This is a genomic window from Yersinia sp. 2545 StPb PI (assembly GCF_052217125.1).
Classification (GTDB): Bacteria; Pseudomonadota; Gammaproteobacteria; order Enterobacterales; family Enterobacteriaceae; genus Yersinia; species Yersinia enterocolitica_E.
In genome coordinates this window covers 1,534,455-1,557,602 of sequence record NZ_JAZGPY010000001.1, presented here as the reverse complement: position 1 = coordinate 1,557,602, position 23,148 = coordinate 1,534,455, and the positions used below count along the sequence as shown (strand labels likewise).

Genomic DNA, 23,148 nt, shown 5'->3' with positions numbered 1-23,148 from the left:
AGTTAATAAACCCAGTCAATGCCACCGGTCACACTGAAAACCGCGCCGTTTACATAACTACTTTCTTTAGCTACAAGAAATAAAATGACCTCAGCTACTTCACTGGGGGAACCTAGCCTTCCCACTGGCGCATGTTGAGCAAAAAAATTCTTAATACCCTTAATGTCATTTCCAATAATTTCGGTATCAATTAAGCCTGGGACAACAACATTGGCCGTAATACCGAAACGTCCATATTCCTTCGCCGTTGTTTTAGTTAACCCGACCAAACCGGCTTTTGATGCAGCATAAGCCGCTTGTCCTGATGACCCATCTTTAGCGAGGGAAGATAGAGTGACAATGCGCCCATATTTATTGGCAAGAAATAAAGGCAAGAAATAACGAATGAGATAGAACGAGCCACTTAAATTGGTATTAAGTACTAAAGCCCAATCTTCATCAGTCATCGAAACCAAATTGCCAGGTAAATCTATCCCGGCATTGCAAATAACCGCATCAAAATTGCTAAAATCGGCGAGAAGGCAGTCACCTACTGACTCTACTGCGCCGCTGTCGGTAACATCGAGTTCATAAGCGCGACATAATTGTTGTGGGAACTGTGCGGCGGCGATATCAAGAAGTTGTTGTGCGCCATCCCTATTATTATAGTAACTAAAACCAACATTCCAGCCTTTGCCTAAAGCCGCAATGACCACACTCCGTCCAATGCCACTGGCACCACCGCTGATAAAAAGGTTCATGCTAACCATGGTATCGACCAAATAAGCTAGCGCTGTTAATCCCACCCATACCAAAAGAATTGTTTAGAAAAATATTAACTTCTTTTTTTACATTCCCAAAGGCACAAACATTTAATTCGACCTCGGGATCAAGGGTTTCGATATTATGTGATTGGTGGAATTCACCCTGCCTCATTTGCCAAATGGCTATCGCGGCTTCCACGCCACCAGATGACCACATCGTGTGCCCCAGCAAGGATTTTGGGGCATTGATAATCAGTTTTTCCGCATGCGTACCAAACACTTTTTTAATTGATTTTAATTCTACAATATCCCCTAATTTAGTAGAGGTGGCATGCGCACTGACATAATCAACTTGCTCTGGGGAGATATTGCATTTCTTTAGGACATCTTGAATAACCCGAACTTGCCCTTCATGAGAGGGATCGCCTAAATGGTTGGCATCAGAGTTAACATTGGCACCAAGAAGCTCAGCATAAATTCTAGCTCCCCGATTTTTGGCATGGTCTATTTGCTCAAGTATTAAGACTGCACCGCCTTCAGACGGCAGGAAGCCACTGCGATTTATGTCATAGGGACGACTGGCTTTGGTGGGAGTATCTTGATACTGGCTATAACAGATAGCGTCTAAAATCGTCAGCGAATGTAACATCATCGGGTGGAAAGAGGCCATTGGGCAAACAACGGCCATTACCTGTTTTTTTTCTACTGTAATTGCATTGATTGCCGCCTGAATAGCAATGTTCCCCGTAGCACAGGTGCCACCAACCAGATAGGCTAATCCTTTGGTATTTAATACCTGGGCCACAGAAGATGAATGGTCCGTATCAAGCGAATTTAACCCGGAAAAAGCATCAATAAATTCGGGTTCATCAGAGAAAATCTTTTGCTGATCAAGTAAATATTTATCAGAAAGGTTATGGCCCCCACAAATGACTCCGCAATCAAAAGGGTCAATAATTTGTTCAAATAACCCAGCGTCTAACCAGGCATCCATTGCCATCAATACTGAAAGTTGGACACCTGTGTTAGTTTGTTTAAAGACCTTCTCCGCACGGGCAAGCACGCTTTCTGGGATATGGTTTCTAAACGAGTGCAACTTGCTTTTAATATCATACTCAGGTAGCTGGCCGCCAATCTTTGAATAGATGTTGCTGGTATCAAAATTGCGCCAGTAACCAATGGCTGATTTTCCAGATAATAAATTATTGCCCACGAGATCTAATGTGTCACCAATGGGAGTATTAATGGCAATGCCTGTAACAACGATACGATCAGTAGACATAAAATTCTCCTTTTCCAATGGTTACGATCTGATCGTTAACCGTGATTTGAACAATGGCAGTGGCTATAAATGAGTCGTACTCTGTAATGCAGCAGCGAATAGTCATTAATTCACCGGGGTGTACTGCAGACAAATGAAAGACATCATAGACTCGAGTTCCCACCGCGTTAATAATATTATCCTCTACTGGCGGTATAGCCGTTTCATTTAACAGAAAATACATCAAAATAAGCGCGGTTTGAAACATGCTCTCTTGTTGCAATACACCTGGATATATAGGGTCATTGGGGAAATGACCATCAAATACTGGGTCTTTTTCGTCTACTCTTCTTATTACTTGTATTAATCTGAGCTCCAGATTGATCAGTTCCACATTGTCTACCATAAGAAATGGCTCACGATGCGGTATCGTTTTTTTAATGATATCTTGTCCAAATGATGAATTCAATTCATTAGTAACATCGTTATTAAATAAAAATTTCGTTTTTAAATTATTTAATTCAGTATTTTTCATGTTTAAACATGGCCCATAAAAAGTGTTTGCCATCTGAACTTTACTTATATTTATCACGGAATTACTAGCCATTAATTTATGAGACATACTCCGCACGTCAGATTTTAAATTTCTATAATATACACACCATAAACTTCAACTTAAATTGAATGTATCTTTAATTAAAAAGATAAAATATATCATCTAAAATTAATTATTAAATATAGCTTTTTTTTACATTCCCGTGATTAATCTGATAGATGATTTTTAATTCTCCACCTCGGGTGTACCATTCTCATTAAGGTCGACTAAATGTATCACCTACATGCCTGCCATCAATGACCGTTTCGCCAAGTGAACTAAAATATGCTCTCCAAAATAAGACCGCTTCTTCAGCATCTTCTTCGGAGGAAACGTTCTCTATTTCAAACACTTCGGAAATCTGAGGGTTCTGACTAACTTGCCAATCATGTAATATCTGATCTGGGCAAAGTTCTATCTGCTGCAATAAATACATTTCATGTGTTGGGATCGACTCGCACACATAATCAATGAACAGGCTATAATCGCGTGTCCCACATACGCCATAAATGTGATAACAACCAGTACTTACCATCATATCGGCTCCTTTCTATTTAGTCACATCATAGTCATCTGTAATTCATATCCTACTTAAGAGATTATCGATAACTGATTTAATAGAAAGTATATACAGTGTATTCAAGAATGCTAGTTGCATCCATAGATGCTGTAAAAGAGTAATTTTCTATTTAAATAAAACACAATTAATTGAAATAATTAGTTTTTTAAGTTGTTTATTTGTTTTTTAAATAAGAATTATTGATGTTTTTTTTGGGAGAAAACTCAATTTCCCCACTAACTACAATTTATTATATCGATTAACACTACAATTATGGGATTTAACACTGAGATATATTTTTTATCATAAGAAATATTTCATATTAATATAACGGGCTGTGAAAATCATTTTCCCTAGTCTAGGGTATAGTAACAGTAAATTTCGGTGAGTATGTAGGGTGTGAATATTTTCAACTGCCATGCTTGTTTTAATTTTTGTTTTTAAATAAAAATTAACTGAAGTTGCCATAAGTCGTATTTTTAAGGCAATGGCATGTATCGAGTTACACTCTATAAAAATAGGTATTACATGAAAAAAACAATATTGATAACGGGGGCGCTTTCTGGGATTGGGAATGCGGCGACTAAGCTATTCTCTGAAATGGGCTATAATGTCGTGTTTTCAGGTCGCCGACCCGAAGAAGGAGAAGTGATATTAAATGCCCTCAAACTCATTAATAAAGACGTACTTTATGTTAATGCTGATATGAATAGTGAATCAGATATAAAGCACCTTATCGAGGTGACTCTGGAGCGATTCGACTCGTTGGATGTAGCTGTAAATTGTGCAGGCACGGTAGGTGAAACTGCAGAGATCCAAGCCGTAACCCAAGATAACTTTCATTTGGTATTCAATACCAACGTATTAGGTACTCTGCTGGCAATGAAATATCAAATTCCTGTGATGGTGGAAAGACGAAAAGGTAGCATCATCAATATATCTTCAATTGCTGGTATCGTTGGCCTCCCTAACACTGGGATTTATGTTGCAAGTAAACACGCAATTGAGGGATTGACCAAAACAGCAGCTCTGGAAGTTGCAACTACTGGAGTTAGGGTTAATTCGATTTCCCCAGGGCCCGTAGAAGGAAAAATGTTTGATCGTTTTTTAGGCCATAGTGAAAACAATAAAAAGACATTTATAGAAATGATGCCAAACAAGCGTTTTACCACTCAGGAAGAGGTTGCACATACTATTTTTTTTCTTGCAGAAGATAACGTGACAGCTATTACTGGACAAACGATTACGATAGATGGTGGATACACAGCACAATAAGAAGAAAAGGCTTTTGTTGCAATAAGTGAAAATCAGGAGTGCGGGGGCTTCTGTCGCATTAAGGTGCAGAAAGGTAACATGCTGTTTTTTTTAATGTTGCCTATTGCCATTCAGTCAAATTATCTGCCAATCCAATAAACCATGGAGGCTTTAATGACGACAACCCTTGATATTCTCAATAGTGCTAAAGACCTGGATCCTGCTGAGTATCGCGCGTTTTTTCTTCAAAGCAAGGCGCCCCTATTTTACGATCTGCGATTTCTTATCGCGGCTGAGCAATCACCGTTGTTAAACGTCAGTAAAATTTTCTATTTGCTTGCGCGAGACGAGGGGAGGCTGATTGCGCTGGTCCCGATTTATCTTCAAGAATTTCGGTCCGTTGATCCGTTAGGGTTATTGGTTTCCTCCACTAAGCTCTCGGTAGAATCTGAAGAGCGCGGACTGTTTAGTCATATTATACATTGTACGGATACCACGATACCGACGTTAAGTCACGACCCAAGTCTTTACGCACGAATATTCGATGCTATTACGGCTATCGCACAGGCTGAGCAGGCACGTTATTTCTGTTTTCTCAATGTACAGGATGGTGTGCTCTTGCGTGAGGCTCAACGTAATGGGCTAAATATAAACTACATGGCGGATAAATTTTCAATCGAACTGGATGCTTTTCCGGATTTTGACAGTTTTGTGCAGCCTTTGCCCAACTATGGGCATTACGAAATGATACGCCAGCTTCGTATCTTCAACCACAGCGATGCCAAAGTTCGAATACTTGCTCCTCCCTTTGATAATGAAATTGAGAAACTGGCCCGGTTGTATCATTTGACCACCAAACGGCTGGGGACACCCTATTATTGGCCAGAATCACAATTGGCTGTTTTTTGCCATTTTTGCGGCGATTTGGTTCGCCTTATCGTCGTAGAACAGAACGGGCAAATTGTCAGCGGCTTTATCTGCTTCGAGGAAGACGGCGCTCTCCATGTCTGGTCGGCCGGCATGGATTTTGAGAGTTCCGATTTCAGCCCTTACACCTTGGGTGTGTCTGCCGTGTATCGCTATGCATTCGAAAGAGGAATTAATCTTATCGAGTGCGGCCGCTTGAATTCCCACATCAAGACTCACTTGGAGTTCAAACCGAAACGACTCTATTCCATCGTCAGCCAGGATCTGGGAATATCCGCCGCTACGCAGACTTCTCGGTCTCTACTGAAGCTGGCATCGCAACTGGATGGCGAGGTTCGTCTTGCTTCGCATCCCGCCTTTGATGAGTGGTATCTCACCAGCGTCTGGAATGGTCGAGGCCCAACACGTAGACCTGCTGGAATAGTACGCGCTGCGACTGAGGCCGATGTGATTCGCGCGGTTGTATTTGCCAAGGAGCGAAGCATGGAAGTGAGCGTGCGTGGAAGTGGGCACAATTACTCCGGTTGTTTTCTTCGCGTTGATACGCTGATGTTGGACATTTCCGGCTTGAAGGGACTTGATATCGATAGCCGGCGCAAACGCGCCATCGTTGAACCTGGGGTCAGTAGTGGTCAATTGAGTCATGCACTGGCGGCTAAAGGTTTGGCTTTTCCGACAGGGCATGTAAAAGAAGTGGGTATCAGCGGATTCCTGTTGGGGGGAGGGCTCGGGATCAACTGTAGCCAATGGGGAGGAATGAGCGTATTCAACGTACAAGCCTTGGACATTGTCACCGCAGACGGTCGTTTACGACATGTTTCCGAAACCCAGGAGCCAGACTTGTTCTGGGCCGCTCGTGGCGCTGGACCCTGTTCGTTTTTTGTTGTGACCCGTTTTTATCTCAGTTGCTACTCATTGCCTCGGGTAATAACCAACAGCTCATATACGCTACCTTTCACGCATTTGCACGATTTATTGGCGAGACTTGAAGACGCATCTCCCCCTACAAATCTTCAGGTGATGATGTCTGTCAGCCCCCCGACATCGGGTGGCACACCAACAGTGCTGTTAAATATTTTGGCGTTTACCGATAGCCCGCAAGAGGCGCAAGCGCTACGCGAATCTTTTGAAACCAGCCTAGAGCTGCCACTTACAGCCTTGGCCATCAATCAGCCCTCAAACTTCGAGGCCATTTACGAGCAGTTCAACAGCATGGTGGTATCAAAAAGGTTTTATGCCGACAATATCCTTACAGATAACACGCAAGAATTGGTTTCCATCCTATCCCGGTATTTATCAGACGCGCCGTCCCGGAGTACCCTTACAACGATTCTCTGGCGGGGTGTGACCACCTATCCGCAAGCAGCATTTTCGGCACACGGCAAGTTCTTTGTATCGACCTACGCCCAGTGGGATGATGCAAAAGATGACAGTGTCAATCAATATTGGTTAAAACGGATGTATGACGAGCTTCAGGAGATTGCTCGTAGCAGTTATATCAACGAGTACGATCTTGAGACAAGGGCGGGCGAGACCAGCATGTGCTTCGCCGCAGAGAACTGGGAGAAACTGCAAAGACTCCGGCTTGAATACGATCCTGACGGCGTATTTGTTGAGGTGCAACAGTTGGAGGAGCATGGCGATCAGCCAGGAGCGAACAACTAAATGGAATGTCAGCGCCTTGGTCCACCGCTGGGTTATCCGCCTGGTGCCATTACTGGATAAGGCGTTTCGCCGACATAAACGCTAAGGAGGTCGTCTGTGGAGCATGGATGAAACCTATATCAAAATCAAATGGCAGTGGAAATATCTATACCGGGCGGTGGATACTTCAGGCCAGACCATCTACTTCCTGCTGACCACCAAACGTAATGCTGCAGCTGCATTACGTTTCTTTAGCAAGGCCATTAGACACCGCGATGAACCTGAAACAGTGACCATCGATAAAAGTGGCGCCAACACGGCAGCGCTGACAAACTAAAAGAAGAAACCATTACTGTTAGGCAGAACAAGTATCTGAATAACCTCGTTGAACAAGATCAACGGAATATCAAACGCCGTATACGACCCATGCAGGGATTCAAATCGTTTCGGCGGGCACAGACGATATTGGGAGGTATTGAGTTAGTTCACATGATACGTAAAGGGCAACTTCAGCATCCTACCGGAGAGGGATTATCACCGGCAGAACAATTTTATCTGTTGGCCGCCTAAATAACCGACAACGCAACTTTTGCCAACTTCATATCACTAATGCGACAGAGCCGTTTTGTTGGGTATTAAGATAGCCGTGCGCCATATCATAACGAATATGCTTAATATCCGTTTCAGTGACGGGCTTATTATGACGACCCCCCACACTTTCCATATTGTGAATAGCCATGGCACCAGCGATAGAATCCCCCCTGGCTACACCATTGGCTAATATGGCATAGCGATCGCCTTTGCTGGCTAAAAAATCATACATCGGGCCGGGGTCTTTACTCTCCTTATTTGCTTCTAATAATTGCCGGGCGCAGGCCAGATCGGCGGCATTAAGTTGTAACTTACCTGCATTGCTATTTTGCTGTAGCATAATTATCTTCCTTAACGTTTAATATGCGATAAAAGAAATTGTTGAGTACTGCTAACAATGGCTCTCCATTGCGGTAATTTCTCTACTGTAAAAATGACTTCAACCAGTGAGCCTATTTCTGGCATCACAAAACGGGCCTCACAGATATAATATCTTTTCTCTAACGGCAGCCACTGACAGTCAAATACCACCGGCACTTGCCCGTTAACTTCTGCCCAGTAATAACCATTAATCGTCTTATCAAACCAATAAGGGCTATTCCTATCCTGTGGTTCTGCCCGGAATAATTTTCTGGTGGCTTTAACAAAAAACAGCCCTAATTCATTAATATAAACAACCGGATCAAAGGTTTTATTCTCGTATTTTCTAAGTCTAAGATAGGCATCGCGCATAAAAGCAACATCAGTATCAGATCGTCTATACGGCTCGACGCTGATTGCTAATCCCTCAAACCTCAGCCCCTGTTTATACCATTTCGATTTATCCCCCGGTTGCATATCCGGCCAACTGGCGATCATGGGTAAAGAGGTAAAATTGGCATCGCAGCCTTTTTTATTTTTAGTAAAGCCAGGCGTCCAGGAACTTTTCCCTTCATATTCTGCCCAGTAGATAATATATTCTTTAGGCACTTCCATTACATGACCATTAAATTTACCACAAACAAAACCGGGGCGGTTTTCGGCAAAACTGAGTGGTGAAATTAGCAGAAAAGCCATTATCAATAATGTGACAAAATATCTCAATCGTGTTTTATCACATAACAAACTACTCATATTTATCTTAGGGAACATAATTATCTTCCTTAACGTTTAATATGCGATAAAAGAAATTGTTGAGTACTGCTAACAATGGCTCTCCATTGCGGTAATTTCTCTACTGTAAAAATGACTTCAACCAGTGAGCCTATTTCTGGCATCACAAAACGGGCCTCACAGATATAATATCTTTTCTCTAACGGCAGCCACTGACAGTCAAATACCACCGGCACTTGCCCGTTAACTTCTGCCCAGTAATAACCATTAACATCCTCATCAAACCAATAAGGGCTATTCCTATCCTGTGGTTCTGCCCGGAATAACTTTCTGGTGGCTTTAACGAAAAACAGCCCTAATTTATCGATATAAACAACCGAATCAAAGGTTCTATCATTCTGTTTTCTTAGAAAAAAGTCACGCTTATAGGTGATATCGGTATCGGATCGTTTAAATGGCTCGACGCTGATTACTAATCCCTCATACTCCAGCCCCTGTTTATACCATTTCGATTTATCCCCCGGCTGCATATCCGGCCAACTGGCGATCATGGGTAAAGAGGTAAAATTGGCATCACAGCCTTTTTTATTTTTAGTAAAGCCAGGCGTCCAGGAACTTTTCCCTTCATATTCCGCCCAGTAGATAATATATTCTTTAGGCACTTCCATTACATGAACATTAAATTTACCACAAACAAAACTGGGGCGATTTTCGGCAAAACTGAGTGGTGACATTAGCAGAAAAGCCATTATCAATAATATGATAAAATATCTCACCAGTGTTTTATCACATAACAAACTACTTATATTTATCTTAGGAAACATAATTACCTTCCTTAACGTTTAATATGCGATAAAAGAAATCCCCTAGTAGATGTGGATATTTCCTTACATTGCGGTAGTTTATTTTTATGAAAAGGAACATTAACCGACGATTGTATCTTTGGTAAAACAAACACAAGCCAGCAGTCAGGATAACATCTCATTTTTGGCATGTGATGGCATGTGATGGCATTTGATAATAATTGGCACTTAACATAACTAAAATATAAATAATTACGAATCATAATAAAACCGCCCGATTCAAGTAATTCAAAAAAATCGATATAAGTCAGCACCTACGCAGTTAAATAGATAAAGTGAAAATAACGCAAGTGTAAAAATAAAACAAGAGATAAAAATAAAACAACAGAGCAGCAATAAATATAAAACCAGGGTAATAAATAATATGAATATAATAAAAAAGGCGCAATTTAAATACGCGCCTTTATATTATAATCGAGAGTTATTGATTAACTACAAAATCTTAACCACATCCAGCCAGCCATGCTGACCGCACACCGGGCGACCATTCAACCAACGGCGCACCATATCCAGCGCCAGCATCGCACTGCTTTCCTGGCGAATACGCAGACCATGACGGCTGGCCTGATAACGTACTGTTTGAGCAAATGTTCCTTCAGGGGTATACAGAGCCACGCTCAGGTGATCATTTTGCATAGCGCCGACCGCCAGCACCACTTGCGCACCACACAACATAGATAACGATTGTGCACGGCAGGCAATCTCGTCTAATGTCTCCTGACAATGCGCCGGTAGCAATTCACCGCCCGCCAATGGCACACCAGCACTCTGCAACTGCCAGTTCATCAACCCGCCGGTAAATTGTTCGCTCACCGCCAGTAGCAAGCCGCGTTGGTTCAATTGCTCAGCTAACAATGCCGGCAACCCTCGCGTACCTTCAAATAGGGTGCTGTCTCCCGCCACTTCCCTCACCTGCTGCCATACCTGTTCCATCGCCTGATGTTGCGAGGCAAGACCGGTCAGCTTCAATTCAATAATCGGCGCAGATGAACGGTAGCCTAACACCGCCCCCTCAGGGAGTCGCAGTGGGTCCAGTTCCTGTGCCAAATCACTTTCCGAGCGGCCAAAAGTGGTCATACGTAAGCATAATGGGGGTTCGGCCACATCAAAATGTTGGCGTAAACGTGGCATGATTTGCTGTTCAACCATTACTTTAAACTCTGATGGCACGCCGGGTGTGAAGAACATCAGGCACTTATTTAGCCGTAACGCGAAACCGCACGCCGTACCTACTGGGTTATCCAGCATTTCAGCATTAGCCGGAATATGTGCCTGTTTACGGTTAGTCGCCGACATCACCCTGCCGCGCTCATGGAAGAAAGCCTCCATACGCGCGATCCATTCCGGGTGTTCAACCAGCTCCGTTCCGGCGGCGCGTGCGGCGGCCAGAGCGCTCAGATCATCACTGGTTGGCCCCAGCCCGCCGTTGACAATCAACACATCAGCAACCTGACTGCGTTCGGTCAGCACTTCTATCAGTGCCGAAAGTGAGTCACCGACCGTTTCCCTACTGCTGATTGGCAAGCCTTGATTAAATAAATAGTCAGCCAGCCATGCCGCGTTGGTATCGATAATCTGCCCATGCAGCACTTCATCTCCGGTACTCAACATCTCAACTCTGATCATTTTTTTCTCCGTCAGTGCTTATATATTCACTTTATGAATCTGATTACATAAACACAACGTTTATCTATTATCTGAATAATTAACCCCGATAAAAGTCGACTCTTCAATACACCAACAAACGTAACTATAAGTTTACACCTTGCGTAACGTCCATTTGACACAAACAGGGCAATCCACTACCCTGCTGCACTCAATAATTCCAATAAATTGTCATGTAGTAGAGGAAAGCGTGAAGAATCGCACTCTGGGCAGTATATTTATCGTTGCCGGCACCACTATTGGTGCAGGTATGTTGGCGATGCCATTGGCAGCCGCAGGCGTGGGCTTTGGTGTCACACTTGCATTGCTTATTTCTCTTTGGATATTAATGTGTTACACCGCTTTACTGCTAGTTGAAGTTTATCAGCATGAAGCGGCAGATACCGGGCTTGGTACTTTGGCCAAACGCTATCTTGGCAACCGGGGCCAATGGTTGACTGGTTTCAGTATGATGTTTCTGATGTATGCCCTGACTGCTGCCTATATCAGCGGCGCCGGTGAATTACTGGCAACCAGTATCAGCCAATGGACGCAACAATCGTTTCCGACCTCACTCGGCGTATTACTGTTTACACTGGTCGCGGGCGGTGTGGTCTGTATCGGCACCCACTCAGTCGACTTATTCAATCGCATCTTATTTAGCGCCAAAATCATTTTTCTGATTGTGATGCTGGCACTGATGATGCCACATATCGAAAAAACCAACCTACTGACACTGCCGCTGGAACAAGGGTTGGCACTGTCCGCTATTCCGGTTATATTCACCTCATTTGGCTTCCACGGCAGTGTGCCGAGTATCGTCAATTACATGGGCGGTAATATTCGCAAGTTGCGCTGGGTATTTATTATCGGCAGCGCCATTCCGCTGGTTGCCTATATCTTCTGGCAGTTGACCACGCTTGGGGCTATTTCCTCTCATACCTTTGTCGGTATTTTGGCGCAACAGGCGGGTTTGAACGGCTTATTACAAGCGGTACGTGATGTCGTGGCCTCACCTCACGTTGAGCTGGCAGTACACCTGTTTGCAGATCTGGCGCTGGCTACCTCATTCCTTGGTGTGGCCTTAGGGTTGTTCGATTATCTGGCCGACTTATTTAAACGTCGTAATTCAGTACGAGGCCGCCTGCAAACAGGGGTTATCACCTTCACCCCCCCGCTGCTGTTTGCGCTGTTTTACCCGCGTGGCTTTATTATGGCATTGGGCTTTGCTGCGGTGGCGCTGTCAGTTCTGGCATTACTGCTGCCTGCAATGCTGGCGTGGAAAGCCCGTAAGGTCCATCAAGGGCACTATCGGGTCTGGGGTGGGAAACCAGCACTGGCTGCGGTATTTGCCTGTGGTGTGATGGTCATTGCTATTCAAGTGGGGATAGTGACTGGCGCATTACCGGCTGTCGGCTAATACCCTCCCCAATTAAAAGGGCGCATATCCTGTCAGGAATGCGCCCTTTTTTAATCAAATATTACTCATGTATTATCCAAAGTAATTGGAGTCGCAGGTAGGCAGCAAGCGAACGCATCCCAATGAGCTTACACAAGTAAGTGATTCGGGTTCGCAAGCGAAGCTAACACCCCTGTGGCTTCAAGAACGAAGGATAATCAAAATGCTAAGCCAGCGCCGATATACACGCCATCCGCCACACGGTTATCCCGATGTCCGTCTTTACCTTTCATATTGATATAGCGGTAACCGACATCCACGGTTAACGGGCGGAATACACTCCAGCGCAAGCCACCGTTAGCTTCGCTATAGGATTTCATGCCACTGGTCAGCTCTTCCGGGGCGAAATAACCTTCACCGTACAGAGTGAACGATTTGTTGATCGGATAGGTTAACCCACCGCCAATCGCAATTGCACCACCGCTGCTACCGTCTTCCGGTGACATATAGATACCCTTGCCACCGACTGTTGCCATCATTGGGCCGAGGGGGAGGTTGAAGCCCAGCCCCAGTCCGTAGACATCACCATCGTGATCACTACGTGCCCAGTTACCATTGATAGCCAAACCGCCAGTGTTGGTGCCCATGCCAAAACCTAAATTAGTGTAATCACTGCCGACTTCACCATTAAAACTCACGGCACTGGCGGAACCCGCCACAAACAGCAGGCTGGCTGCACACGCGATTAAATGCTTTTTCATATTTTTCTCTCGTTATTCGTGATGTCACCCGTGAGCAAACTCTGGCCGACAGGTTTTTCCTGTCCGAGTTTAACCGAAAAAAACAGCATAAACATACCAAAAACCGATTAAATACCACAGTAATTCAAATGATTGTAAATATTTAAGCTATAGGTCCGTATTATGCTAACAATAACAACGATAAGGTATGCCTATTTGCTGAATACAACCAATAAGGCTACAACTAGTGTGGAGATCAAAGAATAACCCCTTGTTGTTGTTTAAATTATTATTTTGTCAATCAGGCTTTTGGCGCGATGTAATGCTGTAAAACACCTAAGAAAGCAATCAATTCAACAGCCATACTGGAGAAAATGATGAGCAAAAAGAAAGGATTAACTACTGCCGCGGGCGCACCCGTTGTTGATAATAATAATGTCGTTACTGCGGGCCGACGTGGACCAATGCTATTACAAGATGTGTGGTTTCTGGAAAAACTGGCCCATTTCGATCGTGAAGTGATCCCAGAACGCCGCATGCATGCTAAAGGCTCCGGTGCCTACGGTACCTTTACTGTTACCCACGATATTACCCGATATACCCGCGCAAAGATTTTCGCAGAAATAGGCAAACAAACCGAAATGTTTGTCCGCTTCTCAACGGTGGCTGGTGAACGTGGTGCTGCCGATGCCGAACGTGATATTCGTGGCTTCGCCATGAAATATTATACCGAGGAAGGGAACTGGGATTTAGTGGGTAACGATACGCCGGTGTTCTATCTACGTGACCCGCTGAAGTTCCCTGACCTGAACCACGTGGTTAAACGTGACCCTCGCACTAACCTGCGCAACCCTATTTATAAGTGGGATTTCTTCTCCCAACTCCCTGAGTCTCTGCATCAGTTAACGATCGATTTCAGTGACCGTGGTCTGCCAAAATCTTATCGTCATATGCATGGGTTCAGCAGCCATACCTTCAGTTTTATCAATACCAATAATGAGCGTTTCTGGGTTAAATTCCATTTCCGCTGCCAGCAAGGCATTGAAAACCTTATGGATGATGAGGCTGAAAAACTGGTTGGAACTGATCGGGAAAGCTCCCAACGTGACCTGTATGACGCTATTGAGCGTAAAGACTTCCCGCGCTGGAATCTACAAATTCAGGTGATGCCAGAACATGAAGCCTCACAAACACCTTACAACCCGTTTGATCTGACCAAAGTGTGGCCACACGGCGATTACCCACTGATTGATGTTGGTTTCTTCGAACTGAACCGTAACCCGGAAAACTACTTTGCCGAAGTTGAGCAAGCGGCATTTAATCCAGCTAACGTGGTGCCGGGGGTGAGTTTCTCCCCTGATCGGATGTTACAAGGCCGGCTGTTCTCCTACGGCGACGCTGCACGCTATCGCTTAGGTGTGAACCATCATCAGATCCCTGTCAACAGTGCTAAATGCCCGTTCCATAACTACCATCGCGATGGCGCAATGCGTGTTGATGGTAACAGTGGTAATGGTGCAACTTATGAGCCAAACAGTTTTGGCCTGTTCCAGGAACAACCTGATTTCAGCGAACCGCCATTAACACTGGAAGGCGCAGCAGATCACTGGAATCACCGTGAGGATGATGATTACTTCTCCCAGCCACGGGCGTTGTTTAACCTGCTGAGTGAAGAGGAGCATCAGCGGATGTTTACCCGCATTGCCGGTGAGTTGTCACAAGTACCGGAAGAGATTCAGCGCCGTCAGGTGGCGTTGTTTACTCAGGTTCACCCGGATTATGGTGATGGGGTTAAAAAGGCGCTGGGGCTAAATTAGCATTATTATTGTAACCGATTAGGTGATCAGCTCAATTGATGGTTGCCGGCGATCAGGTTCGGTTGTTAAAGCACCGAGTTAACAACCGAACCCTGTCACCTAATCGTCTATCAACCGAACCCGATCATCAAATCAACTTAGCCACAAAATCAATAACCGCCTGTCTGGATACCTTAATCCCCCCCTGCTTAAGCGCCGCCGGTAAGCGGTAAAACGCAATTGGTCGTTGGAATACCGCCAATTGTGGTATCAGCCAATCTGATAAACTCACGTCATCCACCTCATCGGCAGCATCTATCACCGCGACCGGTCGGTGGCCGAATTCAGCATCAACCATCGGCACGACGAAAGCTTGTTGTATCCCCGGATACTGTGACAAAACCCGCTCAATATCCTCCGGCTGAATGCCCTCGCCACCACTGAAAAACAGATTATCCAACCGCCCGAGAATATGCAGTTCACCTTGCCGCCACATCCCGCGATCACGGGTATGAAACCACCCTTCGCTGTCGGTTATGGGCTGCAACTTTCCCTGCTGCCAGTAACCCGCCGCAAGGCAATCTGCTTTTATCCATACTTCATCTGCTACCAGTTTTACCTCGCGCCCCGCCAGCGCAACCCCCACACCGGGCAAGCCATCGGCACGTTTGGCACAAACCGTTGAGGCCGACTCCGTCAGCCCATAACCGCACCAGCAGCGGATGCCACGGGTTTCGGCATGCTCCGTCAGCGCAGTTGGAATAGCCGCGCCCCCCAACAAAACCTCTTTCAGTGTTAGACGAGTGTCAGTGTTCGCTAACAAACGCCACAGTTGGGTTGGCACCAACGATGCATGGCTACATCCGGCCAGAGCATCATGCAATGCCATCCCCTCCTGCACCACCAAAGTGGCCCCGGCACTCAGCCAGCGCCAGACAATACCCTGCCCCGAAACATGAAACAGCGGTAACGACAGCAACCAGCTATCCGTCGAGGTGAAACTCATCAGCTTTAATATGCCATCGGCGCTAACCAGATGCGCCGCCAGCGAATGCACTGCGGCTTTGGGCAAACCGGAAGAGCCCGACGTTAATGTCATCGTCGCCAGCCGTAGACTATCCCAGACAACCGGTGTCATAACGGAGTTATCGGTATCAAGTACCAGTGGCGTGAAGCAGAGAGCCGCTGACAGCGGGGCTGCCAGGTTCAGCACAAAATCAATATCCAACTGGGGCAGAAGCTGTGCCAGCAACGCATCAGGTAACTGTGGATTGAGCGGTAAAACGCGCGCGCCACACTGCAATGCCGCCAGATAGGCCATCAACAATGTGTGACTATTCTTACCGCGCAGTACCACACCACTACCGGGGGCGACACCTTGCAGTTGAAAACCCGCCGCCAGGCTATCGATATCAGCCGCCAATTGTTGCCAACTGATCAGTTGTGACCCCGAGCGGATGGCGATCGCCTGAGGTCGCAGATTGGCCCAGTATTTCCAAGGAGAAGAGTAAGTCCAGGGAGAAGAATATTGCCAGGGCCAATCATTCAACTGTGCCATAGAACGGCCAACTGTTCGGTTGTCACCATAGGCAAGGGACTCTCCGGCCACGGACGGACTAACTGTGCCTGCATCAGGTTCAGTGTATCCAACCCCGGCACGGTATCCGGTGTCAGCCAATCAGCCAGCCGTGCCAGTTGGGTTAAGCCAAGACTGGATTCAATGCTGGAACTGATCACCGCCACTAATCCCGCCTGATGCGCTTGCTGCACCAGTTGCTGACAGCGGCTGATGCTGCCCACCAGCGTCGGTTTGATAACAATCGCTACCACGCCGGGTTCGGCTTCAACCTTAAAATCAGCCTCACGCACACTCTCATCCCAAGCGATAGCAATCCCCGTGTCACGGGCAAACTCTCGAGACTCGGCGCGGGTTTTACAAGGTTCTTCCAAAAATGCAATGCGTGCACGCAGTTCAGGATTGACATATTTCGCAAACCCATCAGCTTTCGCCCGCGTCCAACTACGATTGGCATCCAGCCGTAGTGTCAAATCCGGCAAAGCTTCCAGCAGCACATTAACAATCATGCCATCACGCACCGCTTCATACAGCCCGACTTTCACCTTGGCGACTTTTTCCCCAGGCAGTGCTTGTAACACTGCAAATAGCTCATCTGGATCACCGGTGCACAGTGGTGCTTTGCGGTAATTTGCCGCTAATGGCAGCGTTTGATTCAGCTCCGCCAGCGCACAACTAAGGCCAAAAGCAACTGATGGCAAAGCATCAAATTCAGGTTCTGCCCCATTCACCCAGTTTTGCAGCCAATGCTGTGTCACAACCTGTGCTTCAGGCAGGGTTTCCTGGCTGAACTCCGGTAAGGGGGCAATTTCTCCCCAGCCAATCTGGTCGCCCTGCTGTAATTTAACCAATAGCCCATCGCGGCTTTTCAGCCGCTGGTGGCGCAATATCACTCCCGCTTCCATCGGAAGGCTATAGTGGTAAAGCGTGGCCGCGCGCATTACGGATTACGCTTGAATTTGCTGAAGTCCGGCTGGCGTTTCTCATTGAATGCGTTACGCCCTTCCTGACCTTCGTCGGTCATATAGAACAGCATCGTGGCGTTACCGGCCAACTCTTGCAGACCCGCCTGACCATCACAGTCAGCATTCAATGCGGCTTTCAGGCAGCGCAGTGCCATGGGGCTGTTTTGCAGCATTTCACGACACCAACGCACGGTTTCACGTTCCAGTTCAGCGATAGGTACCACGGTATTCACCAGCCCCATATCCAAGGCTTGTTTAGCATCATATTGGCGGCACAGGAACCAGATTTCACGCGCTTTTTTCTGGCCGACAATACGCGCCATATAGGCCGCACCCCAGCCGCCATCGAATGAACCGACTTTTGGCCCGGTCTGGCCGAAAATAGCGTTATCGGCGGCGACGGTTAAGTCACACATCATGTGTAATACATGACCGCCACCAATGGAATAACCCGCGACCATTGCCACGACTGGTTTCGGGCAGGTGCGGATCTGGCGCTGGAAATCCAACACATTCAGATGATGGACGCCACTGGTGTCTTTATAACCGCCGTAGTCGCCACGGACTTTCTGATCACCGCCGGAACAGAACGCTTTATCACCTTCGCCGGTCAAAATGATCACCCCGATATTGTCGTCATAGCGGGCATCAGCCAGCGCCTGAATCATCTCTTTAACCGTTAACGGGCGGAATGCGTTACGCACATGGGGGCGGTTGATGGTTATCTTGGCAATACCATCGCTGGATTTGTGATAACGAATATCTTCAAATCCAGTAGAGCAATCCTGCCAGTCGATAGCGGCGTACAACTGTTCTTCGCTCGGATAAAGCATAGTAAGCATTCCTTTAACGGGGGAGTGACAAAAATGAAGACTGTGATAAAAATGAAAGTACCTGCGCGGCAAAAGCACCGGGATTCGCCCGATGTGCATTGTGTCCGGCACGTGCCAGTGTGCGTAATGGCAACTGGTATTGAACAGCCAATTGCTGGAATTTATGGTCGCGATCGCCACACAGATAAGTGTAAGGGACCGTGAGCCGTTGTAACGCCGGTAGCAGCCAAGGTTGATGGCCGAGTGACGTTGCTTCGAGCATATCAGCGACTGATGGGCCATGATTGTCCGCCCGCAGTAACACCAATTTCTCGCGCTGTTGTGGGTCTAAATCAGCAAATACATCCTGTTGATACCAGTCAGCCAGCACCTGCGGCAACGGCTCTTGGAGAAAACGCTGGCCCCACAGGCGGTCTTGCTGCAAGCGTTTTTCACGCAATTCAGTGCTTTCCAGCCCGAGGTTACCCCCTTCGACCAATAAGCCCTGCAAACCATGATGGCTACCATAGCAGGCGTGATACATCGCAATTCGCCCCCCTAAAGAGTAGCCTGCCAGCCAATATTCGCGAATACCGTTAGCCTGTAACGTTTGTACTAACTGACGGCTGATATCCGCAAAACCACAGGTAGTCTCGGCGGCCGATTTACCGTGGCCGGGCAGGTCTATCAGCAGCGAGGGATAATCGCCACATAACTCAGCAACCGGCAACCAATCCAGACCACTGCCTAACAAACCATGTAACCACACCAACCATGGCCCACTATGATGCCGGGCGGGAGACTGCGGGTGGGGATCGAGTTTACGGCAAGCCAGCGTCATAATTGGGCCACCTGTTGCACCAGTTGTTGCAGTGTTTCTGCCCCCTGACTGGGCGGCACCACGATTTCAATCAATGTAACACCACCTTGCAACCAGCATTGCGCCACCTGTTGTTGGAGCTGGGGCCAGCTATCCGGTCGAGCATAATGCAGACTGAACATAGCTGCGGCGTGCTCAAAACTCACATCTTGCGGCATACAATAAAAGCGCTGGCGGTCTGCTTCTGGGGTAGGCAACAACGAGAAAATCTGCCCGCCATTATTGTTCACCACCAGCAGCACCGTAGGGGCCGAGCTTTGGCGCAATAAGGCGAGAGCATTAAGGTCATATAAGGCCGATAAATCACCCACGATAACCAACGTCGGCTTAGCGGTTGCACGCTGAACACCGGCTGCCGTTGACAATAAACCGTCGATGCCACTGGCACCACGGTTACTGTAAACCGGATAGCCAGCAGGCAGTTGGCCCAACGCATCAATCAAACGCACAATTAAACTGTTACCGACAAACAACTGACCATTATCCGGCAATAATTCTGCCAGTTGATGCGCGACCGCGGCTTCGCTAAATTGCTCATTCAAGGCTTCAGCCACATGGGCTTGAGCATTCTCCGAGCAGACGGTCAGCTCACCGGCCCACGGCGTGCGACGCTGTGCTGGATGTTCCTCCAGCCATGTATTCACCGGTGAAATAATTCTGCGGCCACGATGATTCGCCGGATCGAGGCGACCGGGCAGGTTATCGACCAACCAGTACTCTTGCGGCTGACACCCAGCCTGCCATTGCAACAGCCGTTTACCGGTCAGGCTGCTACCCAATTGCAGCACAATCTGCGCCTGCGAGAGAATAGTTTTAGCGGTGGGATGCCCAAGCCATAAGTCAGCACAAGGTAGCGGCTGACCGGTTTGTGACAACACATCACCGATCAGCGGCCAACCGAGCAGAGCAGCCCATTCAGCCAGTAGCTGCCCCTCTTGTGCCGTCATGCGCCCGGCAATCACCACTCCGCGCTTTTGTCGCCAGAAAAACCAGTCCGCTTGCTGGCCTTGTGACACAGATAAGGATTGACGCAGCCACGGATGGCACTCCTGCCACCAGTCGCCTAAGGTGGCAGACCATTCGGCATAGGCGTGCTCATCACCACCATACAAGGGTTCGGCAAACGGGCAGTTAATGTGCAAGCCACCGTGCTGTAATTGTGCCATCGCATTATCGAGTGTGGAAACCAGCCAACTGGCAGAAATATCGGGGGTCGGACGCGGCAGATTGAGGCTTAGTGTAGGGTGGCTGGCAAACAGCCCTTGTTGACGAATAGCCTGATTGGCACCGCAATCAATCAATTCTGGCGGACGATCTGCGGTCAATAACACCAGCCGCTCACCGGTTAGCCCGGCTTCAATCAGAGCAGGATAAAGATTGGCGGCGGCAGTACCGGAAGTGACAATAACGGCCACAGGCTCGGTGGAAGCTTTTGCCAGACCTAAGGCCAAATGGCCCAAACCGCGCTCATCAAAATGGGTATGACAAACCAGCGCAGGATTGGCCGCTGCCGCCAGTGTTAACGGCGTCGAGCGGGAGCCGGGAGCAATACAGATATGACGCACACCGTGGCGGGTCAAGGCTTCCAGTAGCAACGCCGCCCAACGACGGTTAAAAACACTTGTCGACATTGTTCGCTCAACAGTCAGTTAACAGACACTGCGACCCCGATAATCAACATGAGGATAGTGCTTCATCCTGTTAAAAAAGCCCGGAGTGACTGATTAATGGTTATAAGTAAGGAAAGTGCTCACAGTTTACACCTGCCGCTTAGGTGTCACAATCCGCCCACATAATGAGTGCGGTTAATTACGGCATTTTATTATCCTACAGCTGACTTTCCAGCAAGGTGCGTAGCCCGGCTGATTTATTGTTAATTTCTTGCCATTCCTGTTCCGGGTCAGAGCCGGCCACAATACCGGCTCCGGCATACAGATGGACCTGCTGTTCTTCTACCCTGGCAGAACGCAGGGCGACACTAAATTCAGTCTGTTTTGCCGAAAGATAGCCGGCCGAACCGGCATACCAGCCGCGGGAAAAAGGTTCATATTGCGCAATAAACTGTCGCGCGACATTGCGAGGCAAACCGGCGACGGCCGCCGTCGGTTGTAGACGTTGCAGGCAATCGGTATCGCTGGCGCGGGTGAGTTGAGCATGAATGCAGCGGCGCAAGTGCTGCACTTTACGCAAGCGGATGATTTCCGGTGGCATTACATCAACTGCTGCCACCCCGCCCTGCAATCGCTGGCAGATATCATCCACCACCAACAAGTTCTCGCGTTGATTCTTTTCATCATGCATCAGCCAATCGGCCAGTTCTGCCGCTTGCTCGGGGGTTTCTGCGCTGGATACCGTGCCCGCCAGAGCCTCAGTCTCCAGATGCAACTGCTGGCGTAGATAGAGACGCTCAGGGCTGGAGCCGAGAAATGCGCGCCGCGCATCAAAACGCAGCATAAAGTGGAAACAGTGGTGATTGACCTGCCGGCTGGCGGCCATAAATGCCCCACTGGAGAGAGGCTTATCCAGCGTCAGTTGGGTGGCACGCGCCAGAACCACTTTCTCCATCTTCTGCTGCTCAATCTCAGCCAACCCGTGCTGAATAAGATGGCGCCACTGCGGATATTCCGGCATATGGCGGGCATGTTGCACCTGAGTATCAAGTGCAGGCAACGGCCTGGCAGCCACCAGTTGGTCGATAAAGCTAATTGCGTGCAGAGCATCTTGCTGTAGGGAGAAGTCGCTGGCCAAATTGAGCGTTAAATAGGTCTGCTCACCCCGACGTAATATTTCAATGCGGGGTAGAAACAGGAAACTGGCCTGCGCCAGTGGCGCGCCATCAGCGGGTTGGTTAACGATCACCGGTTCAAAGGCATTCAAGCCCCAAATACGTAATCCGCTCGCATCCCGATGCTGCTGAATAAAATGATCAGCCGCTTGCATATCATTGAAGAGCCGAGTTTGACCGCAGACCGCAGCCTCTTCATGACCTTCGCGATGGAGCCAGTAAAATTGTGGGAAATGGCATTGGGCGGCCAGCCACTCTAATAGTTGGCTACCGATTCGACCCGGTGCGGGCACGATAATTTGCCGGATACCTGCCTGGTCAGGGAAACCGGCACGTAATTTCTGCCGTAATTCACCCAGCAAACCAGAAAGTTGTTTCACGACCACCTCGGCAAATCAACAGAAAGAGTGGGATTATACGGGGCGTGAATAATAAGAAAAGTCAGATTCAAAAGTTATTGTTAGTTATCACACTAATATTTGATATTGATGGTTTTGTATACTCAATAAGTGTTATCTGGCACTCAGCACAGGTGTCTACTGGCTAGACTCCAATTATGTCGAGTTGCAGCAAAGCGGCAATTGAAAAATAAAGGGGCCGCAGCCCCTTGTAATGGATCCAGTGATCAGCCGTCAATCCTTCAGCGACGGGCGATCAATAGCCCCACGATCAAGCCAGCAGTCGCCCCTATCCCTACGCTGCACCAAGGTTTTTCACGCACATAATCATCGGTGCAACACGCCAGTGCTTTCGCCCGCTTGATATAGCATTCACTGCGGCCATTCAAACGGTTCTGAACCTCCTTTAATGCTTTTTCCGCCCGGGCTTTAATCTCTTGATAGCTTTCATCAGCCGCATCACCCGAGGCGCGCAGCACTTCTTCCAGCGTATCGGTCAGCATAGTCAGATCGTCATCCAGCGAGGTTTGCTGTTCTTTATCTCGGTTCATATGCGTTCTCCATGAGTGAAAAAAGGACATCTCATAAGGATAGTCGAAAATAGCCGGCGTAATATTGATTCAA

At 47.6% G+C, this 23,148-nt stretch carries 19 protein-coding genes and 2 pseudogenes; 5 read left to right on the top strand and 16 right to left on the bottom strand.

Annotated features, from left to right (window positions below; translation table 11 throughout):
• Positions 1–2 precede the first annotated feature (2 nt).
• The 4 genes from V1955_RS07110 to V1955_RS07095 form a co-directional block, all read right to left on the bottom strand.
• Positions 3–740, bottom strand: coding sequence for an SDR family NAD(P)-dependent oxidoreductase (locus V1955_RS07110; protein WP_083158287.1), 738 nt, complete (start codon positions 738–740; stop codon positions 3–5).
• Between the two features lies 1 nt (position 741).
• A complete protein-coding gene (locus V1955_RS07105; protein WP_442820709.1) occupies positions 742–2,025 on the bottom strand; it encodes a beta-ketoacyl-[acyl-carrier-protein] synthase family protein in 1,284 nt (427 codons plus the stop codon).
• Positions 2,015–2,539, bottom strand: a complete 525-nt coding sequence (locus tag V1955_RS07100; RefSeq protein WP_442820708.1) for a 3-hydroxyacyl-ACP dehydratase FabZ family protein — start codon at positions 2,537–2,539, stop codon at positions 2,015–2,017. Before V1955_RS07100 ends, V1955_RS07105 begins: the two co-directional genes overlap by 11 nt.
• Before the next feature lie 277 nt (positions 2,540–2,816).
• Positions 2,817–3,035, bottom strand: a complete 219-nt coding sequence (locus V1955_RS07095; protein ID WP_050691900.1) for a hypothetical protein — start codon at positions 3,033–3,035, stop codon at positions 2,817–2,819.
• A 651-nt stretch (positions 3,036–3,686) separates the two neighbouring features.
• Here V1955_RS07095 and V1955_RS07090 point away from each other — a divergent pair.
• From V1955_RS07090 to V1955_RS07080, 3 genes and pseudogenes are all read left to right on the top strand, one after another.
• Positions 3,687–4,433 (top strand): SDR family NAD(P)-dependent oxidoreductase, encoded by a 747-nt coding sequence (locus V1955_RS07090; RefSeq protein WP_442820707.1) that lies wholly within the window; start codon positions 3,687–3,689, stop codon positions 4,431–4,433.
• A gap of 153 nt (positions 4,434–4,586) precedes the next feature.
• Entirely contained in the window at positions 4,587–7,004 is a 2,418-nt protein-coding gene (locus V1955_RS07085; RefSeq protein ID WP_442820706.1) for a GNAT family N-acetyltransferase, read from the top strand.
• 19 nt (positions 7,005–7,023) lie between these two features.
• A pseudogene (locus V1955_RS07080) lies at positions 7,024–7,553 on the top strand (IS6 family transposase); the annotation flags it as partial.
• A gap of 52 nt (positions 7,554–7,605) precedes the next feature.
• Here V1955_RS07080 and V1955_RS07075 read toward each other — a convergent pair.
• The 4 genes and pseudogenes from V1955_RS07075 to V1955_RS07060 all read right to left on the bottom strand — a co-directional run.
• Positions 7,606–7,914 (bottom strand): annotated as a pseudogene (locus tag V1955_RS07075) (hypothetical protein); the annotation flags it as partial.
• Between the two features lie 11 nt (positions 7,915–7,925).
• Entirely contained in the window at positions 7,926–8,687 is a 762-nt protein-coding gene (locus V1955_RS07070; RefSeq protein WP_442821427.1) for a hypothetical protein, read from the bottom strand.
• A gap of 29 nt (positions 8,688–8,716) precedes the next feature.
• Positions 8,717–9,490 (bottom strand): hypothetical protein, encoded by a 774-nt coding sequence (locus tag V1955_RS07065; RefSeq protein ID WP_442820705.1) that lies wholly within the window; start codon positions 9,488–9,490, stop codon positions 8,717–8,719.
• Between the two features lie 471 nt (positions 9,491–9,961).
• Complete coding sequence (locus tag V1955_RS07060) at positions 9,962–11,155, bottom strand: nicotinamide mononucleotide deamidase-related protein YfaY (protein WP_442820704.1); 1,194 nt, start codon at positions 11,153–11,155, stop codon at positions 9,962–9,964.
• Between the two features lie 229 nt (positions 11,156–11,384).
• Between V1955_RS07060 and tyrP the strand changes: the two genes are divergently transcribed.
• Positions 11,385–12,593, top strand: coding sequence for a tyrosine transporter TyrP (gene tyrP / locus V1955_RS07055; protein ID WP_083158282.1), 1,209 nt, complete (start codon positions 11,385–11,387; stop codon positions 12,591–12,593).
• 197 nt (positions 12,594–12,790) lie between these two features.
• Here the strand turns inward: tyrP and V1955_RS07050 are convergent, their stop codons facing one another.
• Positions 12,791–13,333 (bottom strand): YfaZ family outer membrane protein, encoded by a 543-nt coding sequence (locus V1955_RS07050; RefSeq protein WP_083158281.1) that lies wholly within the window; start codon positions 13,331–13,333, stop codon positions 12,791–12,793.
• Between the two features lie 356 nt (positions 13,334–13,689).
• Between V1955_RS07050 and V1955_RS07045 the strand changes: the two genes are divergently transcribed.
• Positions 13,690–15,129 carry a catalase gene (locus V1955_RS07045; protein WP_420073452.1) on the top strand — a complete coding sequence of 480 codons (1,440 nt, stop codon included), beginning with the start codon at positions 13,690–13,692 and terminating at the stop codon, positions 15,127–15,129.
• A 127-nt stretch (positions 15,130–15,256) separates the two neighbouring features.
• Here V1955_RS07045 and menE read toward each other — a convergent pair whose 3' ends face one another.
• The 7 genes from menE to V1955_RS07010 all read right to left on the bottom strand — a co-directional run bounded on the left by menE (position 15,257) and on the right by V1955_RS07010 (position 23,075).
• The gene (gene menE, locus V1955_RS07040; protein WP_442820703.1) at positions 15,257–16,666 is read right to left on the bottom strand and encodes an o-succinylbenzoate--CoA ligase; all 1,410 of its coding nucleotides are present in this window, start codon (positions 16,664–16,666) and stop codon (positions 15,257–15,259) included.
• Complete coding sequence (gene menC / locus V1955_RS07035; RefSeq protein ID WP_083158278.1) at positions 16,654–17,625, bottom strand: o-succinylbenzoate synthase; 972 nt, start codon at positions 17,623–17,625, stop codon at positions 16,654–16,656. Before menC ends, menE begins: the two co-directional genes overlap by 13 nt.
• Positions 17,625–18,482 (bottom strand): 1,4-dihydroxy-2-naphthoyl-CoA synthase, encoded by an 858-nt coding sequence (menB, locus tag V1955_RS07030; protein ID WP_005191245.1) that lies wholly within the window; start codon positions 18,480–18,482, stop codon positions 17,625–17,627. The genes menC and menB overlap by 1 nt, the downstream gene beginning before the upstream one ends.
• A gap of 13 nt (positions 18,483–18,495) precedes the next feature.
• Positions 18,496–19,305: a 2-succinyl-6-hydroxy-2,4-cyclohexadiene-1-carboxylate synthase gene (gene menH, locus V1955_RS07025; RefSeq protein ID WP_442821426.1), complete on the bottom strand. Its 810-nt coding sequence runs from the start codon at positions 19,303–19,305 to the stop codon at positions 18,496–18,498.
• Complete coding sequence (menD, locus tag V1955_RS07020; RefSeq protein WP_442820702.1) at positions 19,299–20,972, bottom strand: 2-succinyl-5-enolpyruvyl-6-hydroxy-3-cyclohexene-1-carboxylic-acid synthase; 1,674 nt, start codon at positions 20,970–20,972, stop codon at positions 19,299–19,301. Before menD ends, menH begins: the two co-directional genes overlap by 7 nt.
• A 196-nt stretch (positions 20,973–21,168) precedes the next feature.
• Positions 21,169–22,506 carry an isochorismate synthase MenF gene (gene menF / locus V1955_RS07015; RefSeq protein WP_442820701.1) on the bottom strand — a complete coding sequence of 446 codons (1,338 nt, stop codon included), beginning with the start codon at positions 22,504–22,506 and terminating at the stop codon, positions 21,169–21,171.
• Positions 22,507–22,766: 260 nt separating this feature from the next.
• Entirely contained in the window at positions 22,767–23,075 is a 309-nt protein-coding gene (locus tag V1955_RS07010; RefSeq protein WP_083158274.1) for a DUF883 domain-containing protein, read from the bottom strand.
• Positions 23,076–23,148: the final 73 nt, after the last annotated feature.